The 16,156-nt window shown below is 62.1% G+C and carries 17 protein-coding genes; 6 read left to right on the forward strand and 11 right to left on the reverse strand.

Features of this window, described 5'->3' with window-relative positions; translation table 11 throughout:
* Positions 1-4 precede the first annotated feature (4 nt).
* Positions 5-382, forward strand: a complete 378-nt coding sequence (locus tag HBO11_RS25585) for a hypothetical protein (protein WP_029300131.1) — start codon at positions 5-7, stop codon at positions 380-382.
* Between the two features lie 178 nt (positions 383-560).
* On the opposite strand, the gene HBO11_RS25590 is transcribed toward HBO11_RS25585, so the two are convergent.
* Entirely contained in the window at positions 561-770 is a 210-nt protein-coding gene (locus HBO11_RS25590; RefSeq protein WP_003189131.1) for a cold-shock protein, read from the reverse strand.
* 179 nt (positions 771-949) lie between these two features.
* On the opposite strand from HBO11_RS25590, the gene plsB reads away from it, so the two are divergent.
* Genes plsB through HBO11_RS25605 form a run of 3 tightly spaced genes read left to right on the forward strand, consistent with a single transcriptional unit; the run spans position 950 to position 4,619 of the window.
* Positions 950-3,454 (forward strand): glycerol-3-phosphate 1-O-acyltransferase PlsB, encoded by a 2,505-nt coding sequence (gene plsB / locus HBO11_RS25595; protein WP_169955723.1) that lies wholly within the window; start codon positions 950-952, stop codon positions 3,452-3,454.
* Positions 3,455-3,505: 51 nt separating this feature from the next.
* Complete coding sequence (locus HBO11_RS25600) at positions 3,506-3,907, forward strand: YbaY family lipoprotein (RefSeq protein WP_169955722.1); 402 nt, start codon at positions 3,506-3,508, stop codon at positions 3,905-3,907.
* Between the two features lie 25 nt (positions 3,908-3,932).
* The gene (locus tag HBO11_RS25605) at positions 3,933-4,619 is read left to right on the forward strand and encodes a DUF4197 domain-containing protein (protein WP_169955721.1); all 687 of its coding nucleotides are present in this window, start codon (positions 3,933-3,935) and stop codon (positions 4,617-4,619) included.
* Positions 4,620-4,690: 71 nt separating this feature from the next.
* Here the strand turns inward: HBO11_RS25605 and HBO11_RS25610 are convergent, their stop codons facing one another.
* The 3 genes from HBO11_RS25610 to HBO11_RS25620 form a co-directional block, all read right to left on the reverse strand.
* On the reverse strand, positions 4,691-4,873 hold the full coding sequence (locus HBO11_RS25610) for a hypothetical protein (protein WP_169955720.1): 183 nt from the start codon (positions 4,871-4,873) through the stop codon (positions 4,691-4,693).
* A 138-nt stretch (positions 4,874-5,011) separates the two neighbouring features.
* Positions 5,012-8,077 carry an efflux RND transporter permease subunit gene (locus tag HBO11_RS25615; RefSeq protein WP_169955719.1) on the reverse strand — a complete coding sequence of 1,022 codons (3,066 nt, stop codon included), beginning with the start codon at positions 8,075-8,077 and terminating at the stop codon, positions 5,012-5,014.
* Between the two features lie 6 nt (positions 8,078-8,083).
* Positions 8,084-9,187 carry an efflux RND transporter periplasmic adaptor subunit gene (locus tag HBO11_RS25620; RefSeq protein WP_169955718.1) on the reverse strand — a complete coding sequence of 368 codons (1,104 nt, stop codon included), beginning with the start codon at positions 9,185-9,187 and terminating at the stop codon, positions 8,084-8,086.
* Between the two features lie 92 nt (positions 9,188-9,279).
* Here HBO11_RS25620 and HBO11_RS25625 point away from each other — a divergent pair, with 92 nt between their 5' ends.
* Positions 9,280-9,915: a TetR/AcrR family transcriptional regulator gene (locus HBO11_RS25625; RefSeq protein ID WP_169955717.1), complete on the forward strand. Its 636-nt coding sequence runs from the start codon at positions 9,280-9,282 to the stop codon at positions 9,913-9,915.
* Between the two features lie 94 nt (positions 9,916-10,009).
* On the opposite strand, the gene HBO11_RS25630 is transcribed toward HBO11_RS25625, so the two are convergent.
* The gene (locus tag HBO11_RS25630) at positions 10,010-10,792 is read right to left on the reverse strand and encodes a class I SAM-dependent methyltransferase (RefSeq protein ID WP_169955716.1); all 783 of its coding nucleotides are present in this window, start codon (positions 10,790-10,792) and stop codon (positions 10,010-10,012) included.
* A 95-nt stretch (positions 10,793-10,887) separates the two neighbouring features.
* Between HBO11_RS25630 and HBO11_RS25635 the strand changes: the two genes are divergently transcribed.
* A complete protein-coding gene (locus HBO11_RS25635; protein ID WP_169955715.1) occupies positions 10,888-11,508 on the forward strand; it encodes an energy transducer TonB in 621 nt (206 codons plus the stop codon).
* A 3-nt stretch (positions 11,509-11,511) separates the two neighbouring features.
* Here the strand turns inward: HBO11_RS25635 and HBO11_RS25640 are convergent, their stop codons facing one another.
* From HBO11_RS25640 to adk, 6 genes are all read right to left on the reverse strand, one after another.
* Positions 11,512-12,210: an extensin family protein gene (locus HBO11_RS25640; protein WP_169955714.1), complete on the reverse strand. Its 699-nt coding sequence runs from the start codon at positions 12,208-12,210 to the stop codon at positions 11,512-11,514.
* Positions 12,211-12,213: 3 nt separating this feature from the next.
* Positions 12,214-13,041, reverse strand: coding sequence for an isocitrate lyase/phosphoenolpyruvate mutase family protein (locus HBO11_RS25645; protein WP_170042937.1), 828 nt, complete (start codon positions 13,039-13,041; stop codon positions 12,214-12,216).
* A gap of 25 nt (positions 13,042-13,066) precedes the next feature.
* Entirely contained in the window at positions 13,067-13,927 is an 861-nt protein-coding gene (locus tag HBO11_RS25650) for a DUF72 domain-containing protein (protein WP_169955712.1), read from the reverse strand.
* Entirely contained in the window at positions 13,927-14,247 is a 321-nt protein-coding gene (locus HBO11_RS25655; RefSeq protein WP_169955711.1) for a hypothetical protein, read from the reverse strand. Before HBO11_RS25655 ends, HBO11_RS25650 begins: the two co-directional genes overlap by 1 nt.
* A gap of 279 nt (positions 14,248-14,526) precedes the next feature.
* Complete coding sequence (gene tsaB, locus HBO11_RS25660; protein WP_169955710.1) at positions 14,527-15,210, reverse strand: tRNA (adenosine(37)-N6)-threonylcarbamoyltransferase complex dimerization subunit type 1 TsaB; 684 nt, start codon at positions 15,208-15,210, stop codon at positions 14,527-14,529.
* A gap of 90 nt (positions 15,211-15,300) precedes the next feature.
* Entirely contained in the window at positions 15,301-15,948 is a 648-nt protein-coding gene (adk, locus tag HBO11_RS25665; protein WP_169955709.1) for an adenylate kinase, read from the reverse strand.
* Positions 15,949-16,156: the final 208 nt, after the last annotated feature.

Genomic DNA, 16,156 nt, shown 5'->3' on the forward strand with positions numbered 1-16,156 from the left:
ATCCATGCGCCAACCCGATATCGAGATTTACCTCAAGGACGCCGACGTCGACCACAAGGCCATCGCCGCCTGGCTGGGCGCCGCCCTGGGTCCGTGTACCGACTGGGTACAAAAGGGCCAGACCTACAAGTGCAAGGCCGGCAATGTGCCAGTGACCTGGCTGCCCAAGGCCGTGGGCAAGTGGAACAGCCTGTACCTGGAAAGCGACCAGACCCCGTGGGAAGACGACATCGCCTGCGCCCGTGCGGCGTTTGCCGCGCTGAACGTTGAAGTGCGCTGCGCGCCGGGAACGTGGGTCGAGGAAGAGGGCGAAGAAAGCGCCGACACCTGGATTCGGATCAGCACCGATGGTGAAGAACAGATCACCTGGAAAACTGCCTGACCCAACCTGGTCAGTGTAGGGGCTGGTTTGTGCGGGAGCGGGCTTGTGTGGGAGCTGGCTTGCCTGCGATAGCATCACCGTGGTCTGACAGAGAGACCGAGGTGCCTGTATCGCAGGCAAGCCAGCTCCCACACAAGCCCGCTCCCACATGGGTTCAGCGGCGTTGCAGAAATCTGCCTTAAAGACCGACCACATCCTCCGCCTGCAAGCCCTTCTCGCCGGTCACCACGGCGTATTCCACCTGCTGGCCCTCGGCCAGGGAGCGGTGGCCTTCACCACGGATGGCGCGGTAGTGCACAAACACATCCTTGCCGTCTTCCCGCTGGATAAAGCCATAGCCCTTGGCGTCGTTGAACCACTTCACATTGCCGGTTTCGCGCGTTGTCATCTGTTTGCTCCCACTGGTTTTTATTGTTGAGTCAGTCGCATTGAACTGCCGAGTATAAGACAGGCTCAAAAACGATCAACTCAACTTTACTTCGCTGCTTTTTTGCCGATTTTCGGCGAATACGGCACACTACCCGCCCGAGCGCCTGCTCGGTTTTTTCCACTCAAAGCAGCACGCCTATGACCCGCTCCCCGTTCCGCCGTCTGGTATTTGGCACCTTGCGCCGACTGTTGTACCTCTGGGTTCGCTCGGAGACGATCAACCAGTCGTCCCTCACCCTTAACCTGGACCGCAGCCGGCCGGTGTTCTACGTCCTGCAATCGCCCTCCCTGACCGAACTGGCCGTGGTGGATGCCGAGTGCACCAAGGCCGGCCTGCCGCGCCCGGTGCTGCCGGTGGCCGTTGGCCCGTTGATGGAGCCGGCGGCGTTCTTTTACCTGACCCCCGACCCGGACTGGCTCGGCCGCCAGGACAAGCGCGGCGCGCCGCCGACCCTGACGCGCCTGGTCAACACCCTGACCGAGCACGCCGAAGAAAACGCGCAGATCATCCCGGTCAGCGTATTCTGGGGCCAATCGCCGGCCAGCGAGTCGAGCCCCTGGAAACTGCTGTTCGCCGACAGCTGGGCAGTCACCGGGCGCCTGCGCCGGCTGTTGAGCATCCTGATCCTGGGGCGCAAGACCCGGGTGCAATTCTCTGCGCCAATCAACCTGCGTGAATTGATCGAGCACAATAAAGGTCACGAACGTACGGTGCGCATGGCCCAACGGATCCTGCGGGTACACTTTCGCAACCTGAAGACCGCGGTGATCGGCCCCGACCTGTCCCACCGGCGCAACCTGGTCAAGGGCCTGGTGAATATGCCACTGGTGCGCCAGGCAATCCTCGACGAGGCCGAGCGGGAAAAAATCACCCCGGAAAAAGCCAAGGCCCAGGCCCTGCGCTATGGCAATGAGATCGCCTCGGACTACACCTACACCGCCATCCGCTTCCTCGAAGTGGTGCTGAGCTGGTTCTGGAACAAGATCTACGACGGGATCAAGGTCAACAACATCGAAGGTGTGCAAAAGGTCGCCCAGGGCTACGAAGTGATCTACGTGCCTTGCCACCGCAGCCACATCGACTACCTGCTGCTGTCCTACCTCCTATTCAAGAACGGCCTGACCCCGCCGCACATCGCCGCCGGGATCAACCTCAATATGCCGGTGATCGGCAGCCTGCTGCGCCGGGGCGGGGCGTTTTTCATGCGTCGCACGTTCAAGGGCAACCCGCTGTACACCTCGGTGTTCAACGAATACCTGCACACCCTGTTTACCAAAGGCTTCCCGGTGGAGTACTTCGTCGAGGGCGGCCGCTCACGGACCGGGCGCATGTTGCAGCCCAAGACCGGGATGCTGGCGATTACCCTGCGCAGTTTCCTGCGTTCCTCGCGCATGCCAATCGTGTTTGTGCCGGTGTATATCGGCTACGAGCGGGTGCTGGAAGGTCGCACCTACCTGGGCGAATTGCGCGGGGCGACGAAAAAGAAAGAGTCGATCTTCGATATCTTCAAGGTCATTGGCGCGCTCAAGCAGCGCTTTGGCCAGGTGGCGGTCAACTTCGGCGAGCCGATCAAGCTGGCGGAGTTCCTCGACCACGAGCAACCGGACTGGCGTACCCAGGAGCTGGCGCCCAACTACAAGCCCGCCTGGCTCAACGAGACCACCAACCGCCTCGGCGAGCGCGTGGCCCAGCACCTCAACGAGGCCGCCGCGATCAACCCGGTGAACCTGGTGGCGTTGGCGCTACTGTCCACCAGCCGCCTGGCCCTGGACGACCAGGCCATGGCGCGGGTGCTGGACCTGTACCTGGCGCTGCTGCGCCGGGTACCCTACTCGCCCCATACCACGTTGCCCGAGGGTGACGGCCAGGCCTTGATCAAGCACGTCAAGGACATGCACCTGCTGTCCGAACAGAGTGATGCCCTGGGCAAAATCCTCTATCTGGACGAGCAAAACGCGGTCCTGATGACCTATTACCGCAACAACGTGCTGCATATCTTCGCCCTGCCGGCGTTGTTGGCCAGCTTCTTCCAGAGCAGTTCGCGCATGAGCCGCGAACAGATCCTGCGCTATACCCGCGCGCTGTATCCGTACCTGCAATCGGAGTTGTTTATCCGCTGGTCCCTGGACGAACTTGACGCAGTGGTCGACCAGTGGCTCGAAGCCTTGGTAGAACAAGGCCTGCTGCGCTTTGAAAACAACATCTACCTGCGCCCGGCCCCCAGCTCGCGCAACTTTGTGCTGCTGACTCTGCTGTCCAAGAGCATTGCCCAGACCCTGCAACGCTTCTACATGGCCATTTCGCTGCTGCTTAACAGCGGCCAGAACAGCATCAGCGCCGAAGAGCTGGAAGACCTGTGCACGGTCATGGCCCAGCGCCTGTCGATCCTGCATGGCCTGAATGCCCCGGAGTTCTTCGACAAGAGCCTTTTCCGACATTTTATTCAGACGTTGCTCGAGCAAGATGTGCTGCGCCGCGATGAAGCCGGCAAGTTGAGCTACCACGACCTGCTCGGCGAATTGGCCGAAGGCGCCGCCAAACGGGTGTTGCCCGCAGAGATTCGCCTGTCGATCCGCCAGGTGGCGCTGCACCGCAACGACGAAGCGCCCGCGCCAGACGTCGAGCCGGACGAAACCCGCTAGATTTACCAGGGCGCCAGGGTGTTTCTGGCGCCGTCGACAAGGAGCTGTACCATGAAAAAGATCATTCTCCTGGGCCTGACCGCCCTGCTGGGAGCCTGTCACTCAATGAATCCTGCGCCCAAAGCCAGCCTTGATGGCGAAGTGTTCTACCTGCAGCGCATCGCCCTGCCACCGGCCGCCACCTTGAGCGTCAGCCTTCTGGACGTGTCCCTGGCCGATGCGCCCGCCGTGACCCTGGCCGAGCAGAAAGGCCCGGTCAACGGCCAGGTGCCGCTGCCCTTCCACCTGAGCTACGACCCGGCCCAGGTCAAGCCTGGCCACAGCTATTCGGTCAGCGCTCGCATCGAGCTGGATGGCAAGCTAATGTTTATTACCACCGAGCGTCATTCGGTGCAGTTGAACGGCCAGGATCCCCAGCCGCTTCGCCTGCGCGTTGATGCCGTTGCCCACTGATCCAGTCGATTAAAAGGAAGCGCCCATGCTCCGTAACTCTCTTCGCCTCAGCGCCCTGTGCGCCGGCCTGCTGCTCGGCGCCAACGCCATGGCCCTGTCCCTCGGTGACCTGTCCCAGGGCGACGCCACGGGTGGCCTGAAGGACGCCCTGACCCAAGGCGCACAGATTGCCGTCAAGCAACTGGGGGCTCCCGGTGGTTTCAGCAACAACCCCGAGGTCAAGATCGGTTTGCCGGGCAAGCTTGAAAAAGCCGCCGGTGCCCTGAAAATGCTCGGCATGGGCGATCAGATCACCCAGCTTGAAGCCAGCATGAACAAGGCTGCCGAATCCGCCGTGACCCAGGCCCAGCCGATTCTGGTGAACGCCGTGAAAAACATGAGCGTGAGCGACGCCAAGGGCATCCTCAGCGGCGGCCAGGATTCGGCGACCCAGTATCTGGACAAAAGCAGCCGCGAGCAGATCCGCGCCAAGTTCCTGCCGATCGTCAAGCAATCCACGGACAAGGTCGGTGTAGCCCAGCAGTACAACGCGCTGGCCAAAAAAGCGCCCATGGGCTTGCTGGGTGGCAAGAGTGACAGCGTCGAAAACTACGTGACTGAACAAGCGCTGGACGGCCTGTTCAAGATGATTGCCCAACAGGAAGAAAGCATCCGCCAGAACCCGGCAGCCGCCGCGACCAGCCTGGCGAAGAAAGTGTTCGGCGCGCTGTAGATCCATCGCCGGCAACAAATACAAACGCCCCGAAAAATCGGGGCGTTTGTGTTACTGCACCAGGGGCGTCATCAGCCGTAGGTGATTTTACCTTCGAACTTGACGTTACTCGCGCAAGGCCGCGGCAGCGTCGGCTGCCATGGCGTAGGCTTGCAGGGGGGCTTGCACTTGTTGCGCTTTTTGCCCATTTTGAACGCCATCATCGGCATCACGCCGATACCAATACCTATACCACCCATCGCAAACAAGCCCATAGGTCATTCCTCACGTCTAATTAAACCTCTTCCTGTAGCAACTTCGTTGTCAGGAAAAGGCACCTGCAACCCAGGTAACCCCTGAGTGGCAGGCACGCAAGAAACAGTTCCTGAACCGTGTAGCCGCTTTACGCAGGTTTATGCCGACTTAGGCTGGACCCGGAACCACGCCGCATACAACGCCGGCAAAAACAGCAAGGTCAGGGCCGTGGCCACGATCAAGCCGCCCATGATCGCCACCGCCATTGGCCCGAAGAACACGCTGCGCGACAGCGGGATCATCGCCAGCACTGCCGCCAGCGCCGTCAGCACAATCGGGCGGAAGCGCCGTACGGTGGCTTCGATAATCGCCTGCCACGGCTCCAGGCCCGCCTTGATGTCCTGCTCGATCTGATCCACCAGGATCACCGAGTTACGCATGATCATCCCCGACAACGCGATGGTCCCAAGCATGGCCACAAAGCCAAACGGCTGGCGGAACACCAACAGGAACAGCGTCACGCCAATCAGCCCCAGGGGCGCGGTAAGAAACACCATGGCCGTGCGCGAGAAGCTGCGCAGTTGCAGCATCAGCAAGGTCAGCACCACCACGATGAACAGCGGCACGCCAGCCTTCACCGAGTTCTGGCCACGGGCGGAGTCTTCGACGGTACCTCCCACGTCCAACAGGTAACCGTCCGGCAGTTCGGCCCGCACCTGGGCCAGGGTCGGCAGGATCTGCTGGACCAGGGTCGCCGGTTGCTCCTTGCCGTAGATATCGGCGCGTACGGTCACCGTGGGCAGGCGGTTGCGATGCCAGATAATGCCTTCCTCGAAGCCATACTCCAGGGTGGCGATCTGCGACAGCGCCACGCTGGTGCCGTTGTCGGTCGGCACCGCCAGGCTCGGCAGCAGCGACAACTCGGTGCGCTCATGCACGGTGCCGCGCAGGAGAATTTCGATCAACTCGTTGTCCTCCCGGTACTGGCTGACGCTGGAACCGGTCAGGGAGCTCTGGAGAAATTTCGACAGGTTGGCCGTGCTCACCCCCAAGGCGCGGGCGCGGTCCTGGTCGACATTGAGGTAGACGATCTTGCTCGGTTCTTCCCAGTCCAGATGCACATTCACCACGTGGGGGTTTTCCCGCACCTTGGCCGCGACCTTGCGCGCCAGGGCCCGCACTTCTTCGATGTGCTCGCCAGTCACGCGAAACTGCACAGGGTAGCCAACCGGCGGGCCGTTCTCCAGGCGGGTGACCCGCGAACGCAGGTCGGGGAATTGCTCGTTGAGGGTTTCGATCAACCAGGTGCGCAGGGTTTCGCGCTCCTCGATGGTCTTGGCCAGCACCACGAACTGGGCAAAGCTGGCCGCCGGCAACTGCTGGTCCAACGGCAAGTAGAAGCGCGGTGAACCGGTGCCGACATAGGCCACGTAGTTTTCGATCCCCCCATGCGCCTTGAGCAAGCCTTCGAGACGCTTGACCTGATCGGCGGTGTTGCTCAGCGAGGCGCCTTCCGCCAGTTTCAGGTCGACCATCAGCTCCAGGCGCCCGGACGCCGGGAAGAACTGTTGCGGGACAAAGCGGAACAGCGCCACCGAGCCGATAAACAGCAGCACGGTCAGTACAATCACGGTTTTGCGCCGGCGCACGCACCATTCCACCCAGCGCCTTACGCGCTGATAGAACGGCGTGCCGTAAGGATCCGGGCCATCAGTGCCGTGCTTGGCCGCATGAATCTTCGCCAGGTCCGGCAGGAGTTTTTCCCCCAGGTACGGCACAAACACCACGGCGGCAACCCACGAGGCCAGCAGCGCGATGGTCACCACCTGGAAGATCGAGCGGGTGTACTCACCGGTACTCGATTGCGCGGTGGCAATCGGCAAGAAGCCGGCTGCGGTGATCAACGTACCGGTGAGCATCGGAAATGCCGTACTGGTCCAAGCGAAACTGGCGGCCTTGAGACGGTCGTAGCCCTGCTCCATTTTGATCGCCATCATTTCCACGGCGATGATCGCGTCGTCCACCAGCAGGCCCAAAGCCAATACCAAGGCACCCAGGGAGATCTTGTGCAGGCCGATCCCCAGGTAATACATGCAGGCAAAGGTCATGGCCAACACCAACGGAATCGCCAGGGCCACCACCATGCCGGTACGCACGCCGAGGGAGAAGAAACTCACCAGCAATACAATCGCCAATGCTTCGGCCAGCACCTGGACGAATTCGCCCACGCTGGTCTTCACCGCAGCGGGCTGGTCCGACACCTTGCGCAGCTCCATGCCTGCCGGGAGGTTCTTCTGCAAGCGTGCGAATTCGCCCTCAAGGGCCTTGCCCAGTACCAGGATGTCCCCGCCATCGCGCATGGCCACGGCCAGGCCGATCGCATCGTCACCCATGTAGCGCATACGCGGCGCGGGCGGGTCGTTGAAGCCACGGTGGATCTCGGCCACGTCACCAATGCGGAAGGTGCGGCCGCCCACGCGGATCGGGAAATCGCGGATTTCCTCCACCGCCTTGAAGTTACCCGACACCCGCAGTTGCACGCGCTCGCTCGGGGTTTCAAAAAAGCCGGCGGTGGACACCGCGTTCTGCTCCTGCAACGCCTGTTGCACCGCCGCCAGGGGCAGGCCGAGGGTGGCGAGCTTGAGGTTGGACAGCTCGATCCAGATCTTCTCGTCCTGCAACCCCAGCAGCTCGACCTTGCCCACATCCGGCACCCGTTGCAGCTGGATCTGGATGCGGTCGGCGTAGTCCTTGAGCACGGCGTAGTCAAAACCCTCGCCGGTCAGGGCGTAGATATTGCCAAAGGTGGTGCCGAATTCATCGTTGAAGAACGGGCCCTGGATATCCGGGGGCAGGGTCTGGCGGATATCGCTGATCTTCTTGCGCACCTGGTACCACAGGTCGGGAATCTGCGCCGAGTGCATCGAGTCCCGCGCCATAAACGTGACCTGGGATTCGCCCGGGCGGGAGAACGAGACGATGCGCTCGTACTCGCCGGTTTCCATCAATTTCTTTTCAATACGCTCGGTGACCTGGCGCGAGACTTCCTGGGCCGTGGCGCCTGGCCAGTTAGTCTTGATCACCATGGCTTTGAAGGTGAACGGCGGGTCTTCACTTTGCCCCAGCTTGGTGTAGGACAACGTACCGACAACGGCCAGCAGCAGCATCAGGAACAGTACGATCTGGCGATTACGCAACGCCCATTCGGAAAGATTGAAACCCATCGGGGACTACTCCTTGTTGGCCGCCAGATTCACCACCCGGTTGGAGCGATCCACCGGGCGTACTTGCTGGCCCTCATGGAGCACATGCACACCGGCGGCAATCACCCAGTCGGAGGGGGTCAGGCCTTCGAGCACCGGCACGCTTTTTTCGCCGAAGGCGCCGATGCGCACCGCTGTGCGCTTGAGGGTGTTATCCGGCTTGACCAACCAGACGTAGGACGCACCGTTATCTGCGCTGAGGGCAGACAGCGGCACCGACAACGGAACCACGCCGTCAGCCTGGATGAAAACCCGCGCACTCTGCCCCAGCTCGGCCGGGACTTTGCCGGCGTTGAAGGCGACGCGGGCGGCGAAGGTGCGTGACTTGGGATCGGCTGCCGGCGACAGCTCGCGAATACGCCCCTCGAAACGCTGGTCGGGCTGGCTCCACAGTTCCACGGAGACCGGCTGGCCGACCTTGAAGCGGCCGAAGCTTTGCTCCGGGAAGCTGATCAACACTTCACGCTCGCCATCGGTAGCCAGGGTGAACACGGTCTGCCCCGCAGACACCACTTGCCCGACTTCCACCGCACGCTTGGCCACCACCCCGTCCTGGGGCGCGCGCAGCACGGCATAGCCGGCCTGGTTGTTGGCCACGTCGAATTCTGCCTTGATCTGCTGCAAGCGGGCGACGCCTGCGCGGTAGAGGTTTTCGGAATTGTCGTACTGGGAGCGGCTGACCATCTGACGGTCCATCAGGGTCTTGTAGCGATCACGCTCGGCCCGCACCAGGCTCAGGTTGGCCTCGGCCGCCGTGACTTGGGCACGGGTAGCCTGCAGTTGCAGGCGCACATCCTGGGGATCGAGCTCCGCCAGCGGCTGGTTGGCCTTGACGCGCTCGCCCTCCTCCACCAGACGACGGCTGACTTTGCCGCCGATGCGAAAGGCCAGGTCCGGTTCATACCGGGCACGAACCTCGCCTGGATAACTGTCCATTGCCAACGCAGAGGGTTGTGGCTGCACCACCATGGCCGGGCGGACGGTGGTTTGGGCCGCTTCTTCATGGCCGCAGGCAGCCAGTAAAAGAGCAAGGCTCGCAGGCAACGCGAGGTGCAGGAAGATGCTGCGCATGCTGAAGGACCTTTCGCAAATGGTGCTTGGAATAATTATACTGGCCGGTATGTTATTAATACCAAACTCACCAGTCCAGTATTAAAGTGAAAATGTCCGACAATCCTGTAAACACCAATAGCCCTGGGCGCCCCAAGGACATGGCAAAACGCCAGGCAATCCTCGACGCGGCGAAAATCCTGTTTTTGAGCAACGGTTATGCGAGTACCAGCATGGATGCCGTGGCCCTTGAGGCTGGCGTGTCGAAACTGACGGTCTACAGCCACTTCACCGACAAAGAAACGCTATTCACCGCCGCCGTCGAGGCCAAGTGCGAAGCGCAACTGCCGGTCATGTATTTCGAGCTGCCCGACGGTGTGCCAGTGGAGAAGGTGCTGCTCAACATCGCCCGGGGCTTTCACCTGCTGATCAACAGTGAGGAGTCGGTGAACCTGCACCGTTTGATGATGACGTCGGGCAATCAGGATCCGAAGCTGTCGCAGATTTTCTTCGAAGCCGGCCCCATGCGGATGCTGCAGGGGATGGAGCGCTTGCTGGGCAAGATCAACCAGAGCGGTGCGCTGAGCATCGACAAGCCGTTTACCGCAGCCGAACACTTCTTTTGCCTGCTCAAGGGCACGGCGAACTTCTGCTTGCTGTATGGCTGCGGCGACCGCTTGAGCGAAGCGGCCGCCGAAGAGCATGTGCAGGAAGTGGTGGGGTTGTTTATGCGGGCGTATCGACCTTGAACAGTCGTTGATCGATCTGACGCCATCGTCGGCAAGCCGGCTCCTACAGGTGATTGCGTTTATTGTAGGAGCCGGCTTGCCGGCGACGGGGCCCTCAGGCCTTGAGCGCTTTTTTAGGGTAAATATCGTACCGGCTGGATTTGCCGTCCAGCGCGTGGCTCGGCTTGGGCCCGTCAATGCACGGCGCCTTGCGCGGGCGCTTGACCACCACCCGGTGGCTGGCCAGGGCCAAGGCCGCCGCGAGCAACGCCGGGGCATCCGGATCGTCACCCACCAGCGGGCGGAACAGGCGCATTTCCTTCTTCACCAGGGCGGTTTTCTCACGATGAGGAAACATCGGGTCCAGGTAGATCACCTGCGGCGGCTCACCTTCCCAGTTACGCATCAGCTCGATGGAGTTGCCCTTGAGCAGGGTCATCCGCCCAACGATGGGCGCCACTTCAAAATCATCGGCCCCACGCGCCAGACCATCTTCGAGCAAGGCACCAATCAACGGTTGCCGCTCGATCAGGCTCATCTCACAGCCCAGGCTGGCCAGCACGAACGCATCCTTGCCCAGGCCCGCCGTGGCATCCAGCACCCGGGGGCGCACACCTTGAGACACGCCTACGGCCTTGGCGATCATCTGCCCGCTGCCACCACCGTAAAGCCGGCGATGGGCCGCGCCGCCCTCGACAAAATCCACCCGCACCGGCCCAGGCGCATCGGCGCCCTGCTGTTGCAGTTGCAGGCCGTGCTCACCCACTTGCAGGGCAAAATCGGCATCCGCCAGCTGCAACGGCAGGCCGAGCTGCTCGGCCCAGTACTGGGCACGGGCCTGGAAACCTTCGGCCAAGGCCTCGACCCGAATGCGGCTGGCCGCGGGTTGTTCGCTCATCGTTTACTACGCTCAAAAATATTAAGGATCGGCAAAAAGCGGCCGATAAAAAAGGATCAGGCATTTTGCCAGACCCTGAGCGTCGACCGAGAGAAATGTCAGACATTCATTCCCTATTCACCGGTGTCCTGCCGACCCACAACCACTTCGGCCTGCGCAATACCCAAGCGCTGGCCGGCGTCAGTCATGTGTGGCAGGACTTCTTCGCCCGGGCGTTGGCCGAGCAACTTGGCCAGGAGCCAGGTGCGCAGCTGGCCGCAGATCCGGTGCCGGTGGATACCTCGATCGAACCCAGCGCCGGCAGCGACCTGCTGACCCAAATCGTTACCCAACGTCATTGCGACGTCCAGGACACCGAGGTCGCCCCGCCTGAACCGCTGTTCCTGCCGATTGCCGAATTCGAGCTGGACCTGCTGCCACCCGCGGCCGTGCCGTTCCCGGATGATGAAATCGTCGCCCAGCAACGCCAGCAGAACTTCGAGAGCGGCTGGGTACGCCCGATCGTCCTGACCGCTGGCCAGCCACTGCCCGAGCCAGGCCCGGCGCCACAACCCAAGCCGCTGTTCCTGCCGATTGCCGAGTTCGAACTGGACCTGCTGCCAGCGGCGGCCGAACCGTATCCGAATGAAGAACTGGTGCAGCAGCAAAAGGCCCTGGACTTCGATTGCGGCTGGGCCCGCCCACTGATCCTCAACAACCTGCGCCTGGCGGCCTGACCCTTAGCGGCACACCCACCAACGCCCCATGTCCAGATGGAAATGGTTGCGATGGGCAGCGTTGTAGTCCGGGCTCAAGACCACGTTGAAATCGTTGCACGCACGGTCGCGCACCTGACGCAAAAAGCGCGCGTTGGCGCCCTCTCCAGGCCAATCCTTCAGCACGTTGATACTGCGCCCATCCGCCAGGCGAAACCCGGCGATATCCAGGGCATTGGCCGAGGCGTGCTGGCTGAGCCGCCCTTCGGCACGCCCATACATATTGCGGCAGGCAAAACTGCCCAGGTGATCGACCCGCGTCACCGCCTGGCCAAACACCGCCTGGGCGGCCGGCTGCAAGCTGTGGCGCTCGAACAGGGCAAACGCCACCGCCAAGGGGCAACTGGCGAGAAAGCTGCTACTCAAACCCACCTGCGCGCCCTGCACCCGCAGGGTATTGCGCAGTGGGCAAGCCGCATCAGCGGGACTGTCCGCCTGATGGCTGACGCGCAGCCCGGAGCTTTTCAGCACCTCGTCGCACAGTGCCGGATCATCCTGCAACCGTCCGAGTTTGAACCGCGTCAGCAGGTTGGGCACGGCGCGCACATCCAAGGGCGCCCAGGGGTTCCATTCGGCGGGCAACGGCACCCAGCCGCGCCAGATGCCTACGAGTAGGCCGCCCGCGAGTAGCAGCAACACCCCCAACACTTTGAAAAAAGCCACGACTCAACCTTTGAACAACTGATTTGCCTGGCTGAACGGCATCGAGCGCTCGGTAAAGGTGAAGGTTCCCAGTTCCTGAACCTCCCGCGCGGCCCTGAAGAACTCCCCGTAGGCCGCCAGGGCCATGGCCGAGCCAACGCTGATGCGCTTGACGCCCATCTCGCTCAGTTGCGCCACCGAGAGCTTGAGGCCACCTGACATCAGCACATTCACCGGTTTTGGCGCCACCGCCCGCACCACCGCCAATACTTCCTCAGCACTGCGCAGGCCCGGTGCATACAACACGTCGGCGCCCGCTTCGGCGTAGGCCTGCAAACGGCGAATAGTGTCGGGAAAATCCAGGCGACCATGCAGGAGGTTTTCCGCACGGGCCGTCAGCATGAAGGGGAATGGCAAGCTGCGCGCCGCAGCGACGGCAGCCTCGATGCGCTCAACAGACAGATCAAAGGGGTAGATCGGGTCGACCGCAATCCCCGTAGCGTCTTCGATAGAACCGCCGACGATGCCGGTAGCGGCGGCCCGCAACAGGCTCTGGGCACAACCTTGAGGCGTATCGCTGAAGCCGTTTTCCAGGTCCGCAGCCACCGGCAGCGCGGTGGCCTGAACGATCATCCCGGCGTTGCCCAAAGTGTCCTCCAGCGACAGCGCACCTTCGGCATCCGGACGCCCCAGACTGAAGGCAAAACCCGCGCTGGTAGTGGCCAGGGCTTCAAAGCCGAGGCTGGCGAGCATCTTGGCGGAACCGGCGTCCCACGGGTTGGGCATCACGAATGCACGGTCACGCTCGTGCAGGGCTCGAAAGGATTCGGCGCGAAGGGTTTGGGCATCCATGACTGACTCCAGGCATAAAAGAACCCTAGAGTAACCCCAGTTGCTCCACAGCGGGCTCCCGATGCAACTGCGCCAACGCCGGCAACCCAGGCAATCGCACCATCAATTGCTGATGAAAACGCATGGCCAATTGGGCCGCCAGGCGGTTGTCCGAGGTGTGCAGGAACACATAGGGCGTGCGGCCCTCCTCGATCCAGCCAGCGACCTTTTCAACCCACGGCACCAGGAACGGATCGTTGGCTTCCAGGTCCGGGTGGCCGATAAAACGCACCTGGGGAAACTGGGTCAACGCCGCAGGCCGGGGCGGTACCTTGGGCTTTTTCGATTGGGCGTGGAGTACCGCCGCCGAGGTGGACGTGCAACTGAACAGCGCCCGAGGATCCAGGCAGATCCGCTCGACACCACGGTCACGCAGCAGGCGGTTGAGGCTGCGCTCGGCATCGCCTTTGGCGAAGAACTCGCGGTGACGCACCTCCACCGCCAATGGCCGCTCCAGGCCGTCGATAAACCCTGCCAGTTCCCCCAGCCGCTGCGGGGTGAAGCTGGCCGGTAGTTGCAGCCACAGTGGCGAAACCCGCTCGCCCAGCGGGCTCATCAAACCGAGGAAGCTTTCGGCGGCGGGCAACTGTTCGCGCAGGTCAGCGCTGTGGCTGATATCACCGGGAAACTTGGCGGTAAAGCGAAAGTGCGCGGGCATGATCTCGGCCCAGCGCTGCACAGTCGCGACGGAGGGCCGCGCATAGAACGTGGTGTTGCCTTCGCAGGCATTGAACACCTGGCAATACAGCCCGAGAAAATCTGTGGTGCGGGCGTCTTGCGGATACAGGTACTCGCGCCAGGCGTTTTCACTCCAGGACGGGCAACCGAGGAAATAAGGCAGCAACATCAGATGTGGATATCGAGACCCAGCACTTCCATATCCCAATCGACAAAGCCTGCTGTGGTCAGGTAGCTGGCCAGGGCCGTGGCGACGTTCTTGCTCATGGAGCGCGGGAAGACCATGTCTTGCTGGCGGGCCGGAACGCCGCCGATACGCGCACCGCTGGCACCTTGGGCACGGGCGGAAACCGCTGCGCCCTGGGAGGTTTCGGGCTGGATTTCAATAAAATCGGGGGATTCTTCGACGGACTCGTCTACCTTCACGTTCGCCTTGCGTGGCTTGCGCTTGAGGGGGTAGGACTGGGAGGAAAAGCCGTCTATACGCATGCATGCAGATCCGTGATCAATGATGGCAATTTAGCGGCACTTTCCTTGGCGCGCAAATGCTCTGGTGATAACTAGAACACATAAACGGGCAAAGGTTTAAAACCGGGGGCAAATTCTGACGATTGGCGCCAATTGCCGGCGATCAACGGTGGAAGCTGTCGAGCCCCAGCGAGGCTTCGATGGCGGCGACACTGCCACTATTCATGGCACCTGACACACCGCTATCGCAGCCTCGCTGGGGCTCGACAGCTCCCACATTAGAGGCTAACCGCAATAAGCCTAGAGCCCGCGTTCGGCCTTGGTCTGCGCCACTTTATCGCGCAGGTACACCGGGGCGGCCTGGTCGGCGGGAATCGCCTCGCCGCGTTCCCAGGCAAAACGCGCCAGGGCCAGCAGGTCTTCGGCATGGGGCAGCATCGTGGCATCCTGGCCCATCGTGGGCACGGCGATCCGCTGGCCATACCCCCAACCGGTACCGGCACCAAACCAGTCGCCACTGGCATCGGCCGGCAACGCGGCGGCCTCGGGCGGCTGTACGGCTTCAACGCCGACCAGGCGCATTTCGCCTGCGGTCTCGCGGTAGCAACCCCAGTAGACCTCATCCATCCGCGCATCGATGGCTGCCGCGACCTGGGCCGCGCCGTGCTCACGCAGCGCGCGCTGGGCCAGCACGGCCAGGTTGGACACCGGCAATACTGGCCGTTCCAGGGCAAACGCCAGGCCCTGCACCACCCCGATGGCGATGCGCACGCCGGTGAACGCGCCCGGGCCACGACCAAAGGCGATGGCGTCCACCGCCGACAAGGTGGTGCCGGCATCGAGCAATAACTGCTTGATCATCGGCAGCAGCTTTTGCGCGTGCAGGCGCGGGATCACCTCATAGTGGCTCGTGACCTTGCCGTTATGCAGCAGGGCAACGGAGCAAGCTTCAGTCGCGGTGTCCAGGGCCAGCAGGGTGCTCATCGGTGTGGGTGTCCAAATCGAAAAAAAGTGCGCCAGTATAAACAACAACGGCCCGCAAGCGGGCCGTTGAACATCACGCCGATCGTCAGATCAGTTCAGCGCTTCCAGCACCTTGGCGGTGATGGCTTCCACCGAGCCAACGCCCGGGATGTGGCTGTATTTCGGTTTGCCCTGGGCAGCCGACAGCTTCTGGTAGAAGTCCACCAGCGGCTTGGTCTGGGAGTGGTAGACCGACAGGCGATGACGCACGGTTTCTTCGGTATCGTCCTTGCGCTGCACCAGGTCGTCACCGGTTACATCATCCTTGCCAGCCACTTTTGGCGGGTTGTAGACGATGTGGTAGACGCGGCCCGAGGCTTCGTGAACGCGGCGACCGGCGATACGCTGGACGATCTCTTCGTCTTCAACGGCGATTTCGACCACGGCATCCAACTCGACGCCGGCCTTCACCAGGGCTTCGGCCTGGGGAATGGTGCGTGGGAAACCGTCGAACAGGAAACCGTTCTTGCAGTCTTCCTGGCTGATGCGTTCCTTGACCAGGTTGATGATCAGGTCGTCGGAGACCAGGCCACCGCTGTCCATCACGCTCTTGGCGATCAGGCCCAGCTCGGTACCGGCCTTGACGGCGGCGCGCAGCATGTCGCCAGTGGAGATTTGTGGAATGCCGAACTTTTCAGTGATGAACTTTGCCTGAGTACCTTTACCGGCCCCGGGAGCTCCCAGCAGAATGACGCGCATCGATGTGCTCCTCAATTTTTTATAGAGATGACGCTCGGATTCGCCGCGTGGGGCCAATCTCGTAGAATATGCTCGTAAAAATACGAATCCAGGCCGCCCAAACGGCCAAAGGCTGATCAAGATACACAGCGAGCCCTAACCACACAAGCCGCCAAAAGTCGGAAGAACCCGCACCACACAAGCCTTTTGGTCGCGGTATCCCTTGGTG

This window comes from Pseudomonas sp. WS 5010, assembly GCF_012985565.1.
GTDB lineage: Bacteria > Pseudomonadota > Gammaproteobacteria > Pseudomonadales > Pseudomonadaceae > Aquipseudomonas.

What these genes read in the sequence shown, in the direction of transcription:
- HBO11_RS25585 (WP_029300131.1), top strand. Translation starts at nt 5, where the DNA reads ATGCGCCAACCCGATATCGAGATTTACCTCAAGGACGCCGACGTCGAC.
- HBO11_RS25590 (WP_003189131.1), bottom strand. Translation starts at nt 770, where the DNA reads ATGACAACGCGCGAAACCGGCAATGTGAAGTGGTTCAACGACGCCAAG.
- plsB (WP_169955723.1), top strand. Translation starts at nt 950, where the DNA reads ATGACCCGCTCCCCGTTCCGCCGTCTGGTATTTGGCACCTTGCGCCGA.
- HBO11_RS25600 (WP_169955722.1), top strand. Translation starts at nt 3,506, where the DNA reads ATGAAAAAGATCATTCTCCTGGGCCTGACCGCCCTGCTGGGAGCCTGT.
- HBO11_RS25605 (WP_169955721.1), top strand. Translation starts at nt 3,933, where the DNA reads ATGCTCCGTAACTCTCTTCGCCTCAGCGCCCTGTGCGCCGGCCTGCTG.
- HBO11_RS25610 (WP_169955720.1), bottom strand. Translation starts at nt 4,873, where the DNA reads ATGGGCTTGTTTGCGATGGGTGGTATAGGTATTGGTATCGGCGTGATG.
- HBO11_RS25615 (WP_169955719.1), bottom strand. Translation starts at nt 8,077, where the DNA reads ATGGGTTTCAATCTTTCCGAATGGGCGTTGCGTAATCGCCAGATCGTA.
- HBO11_RS25620 (WP_169955718.1), bottom strand. Translation starts at nt 9,187, where the DNA reads ATGCGCAGCATCTTCCTGCACCTCGCGTTGCCTGCGAGCCTTGCTCTT.
- HBO11_RS25625 (WP_169955717.1), top strand. Translation starts at nt 9,280, where the DNA reads ATGTCCGACAATCCTGTAAACACCAATAGCCCTGGGCGCCCCAAGGAC.
- HBO11_RS25630 (WP_169955716.1), bottom strand. Translation starts at nt 10,792, where the DNA reads ATGAGCGAACAACCCGCGGCCAGCCGCATTCGGGTCGAGGCCTTGGCC.
- HBO11_RS25635 (WP_169955715.1), top strand. Translation starts at nt 10,888, where the DNA reads ATGTCAGACATTCATTCCCTATTCACCGGTGTCCTGCCGACCCACAAC.
- HBO11_RS25645 (WP_170042937.1), bottom strand. Translation starts at nt 13,041, where the DNA reads ATGGATGCCCAAACCCTTCGCGCCGAATCCTTTCGAGCCCTGCACGAG.
- HBO11_RS25650 (WP_169955712.1), bottom strand. Translation starts at nt 13,927, where the DNA reads ATGTTGCTGCCTTATTTCCTCGGTTGCCCGTCCTGGAGTGAAAACGCC.
- HBO11_RS25655 (WP_169955711.1), bottom strand. Translation starts at nt 14,247, where the DNA reads ATGCGTATAGACGGCTTTTCCTCCCAGTCCTACCCCCTCAAGCGCAAG.
- tsaB (WP_169955710.1), bottom strand. Translation starts at nt 15,210, where the DNA reads ATGAGCACCCTGCTGGCCCTGGACACCGCGACTGAAGCTTGCTCCGTT.
- adk (WP_169955709.1), bottom strand. Translation starts at nt 15,948, where the DNA reads ATGCGCGTCATTCTGCTGGGAGCTCCCGGGGCCGGTAAAGGTACTCAG.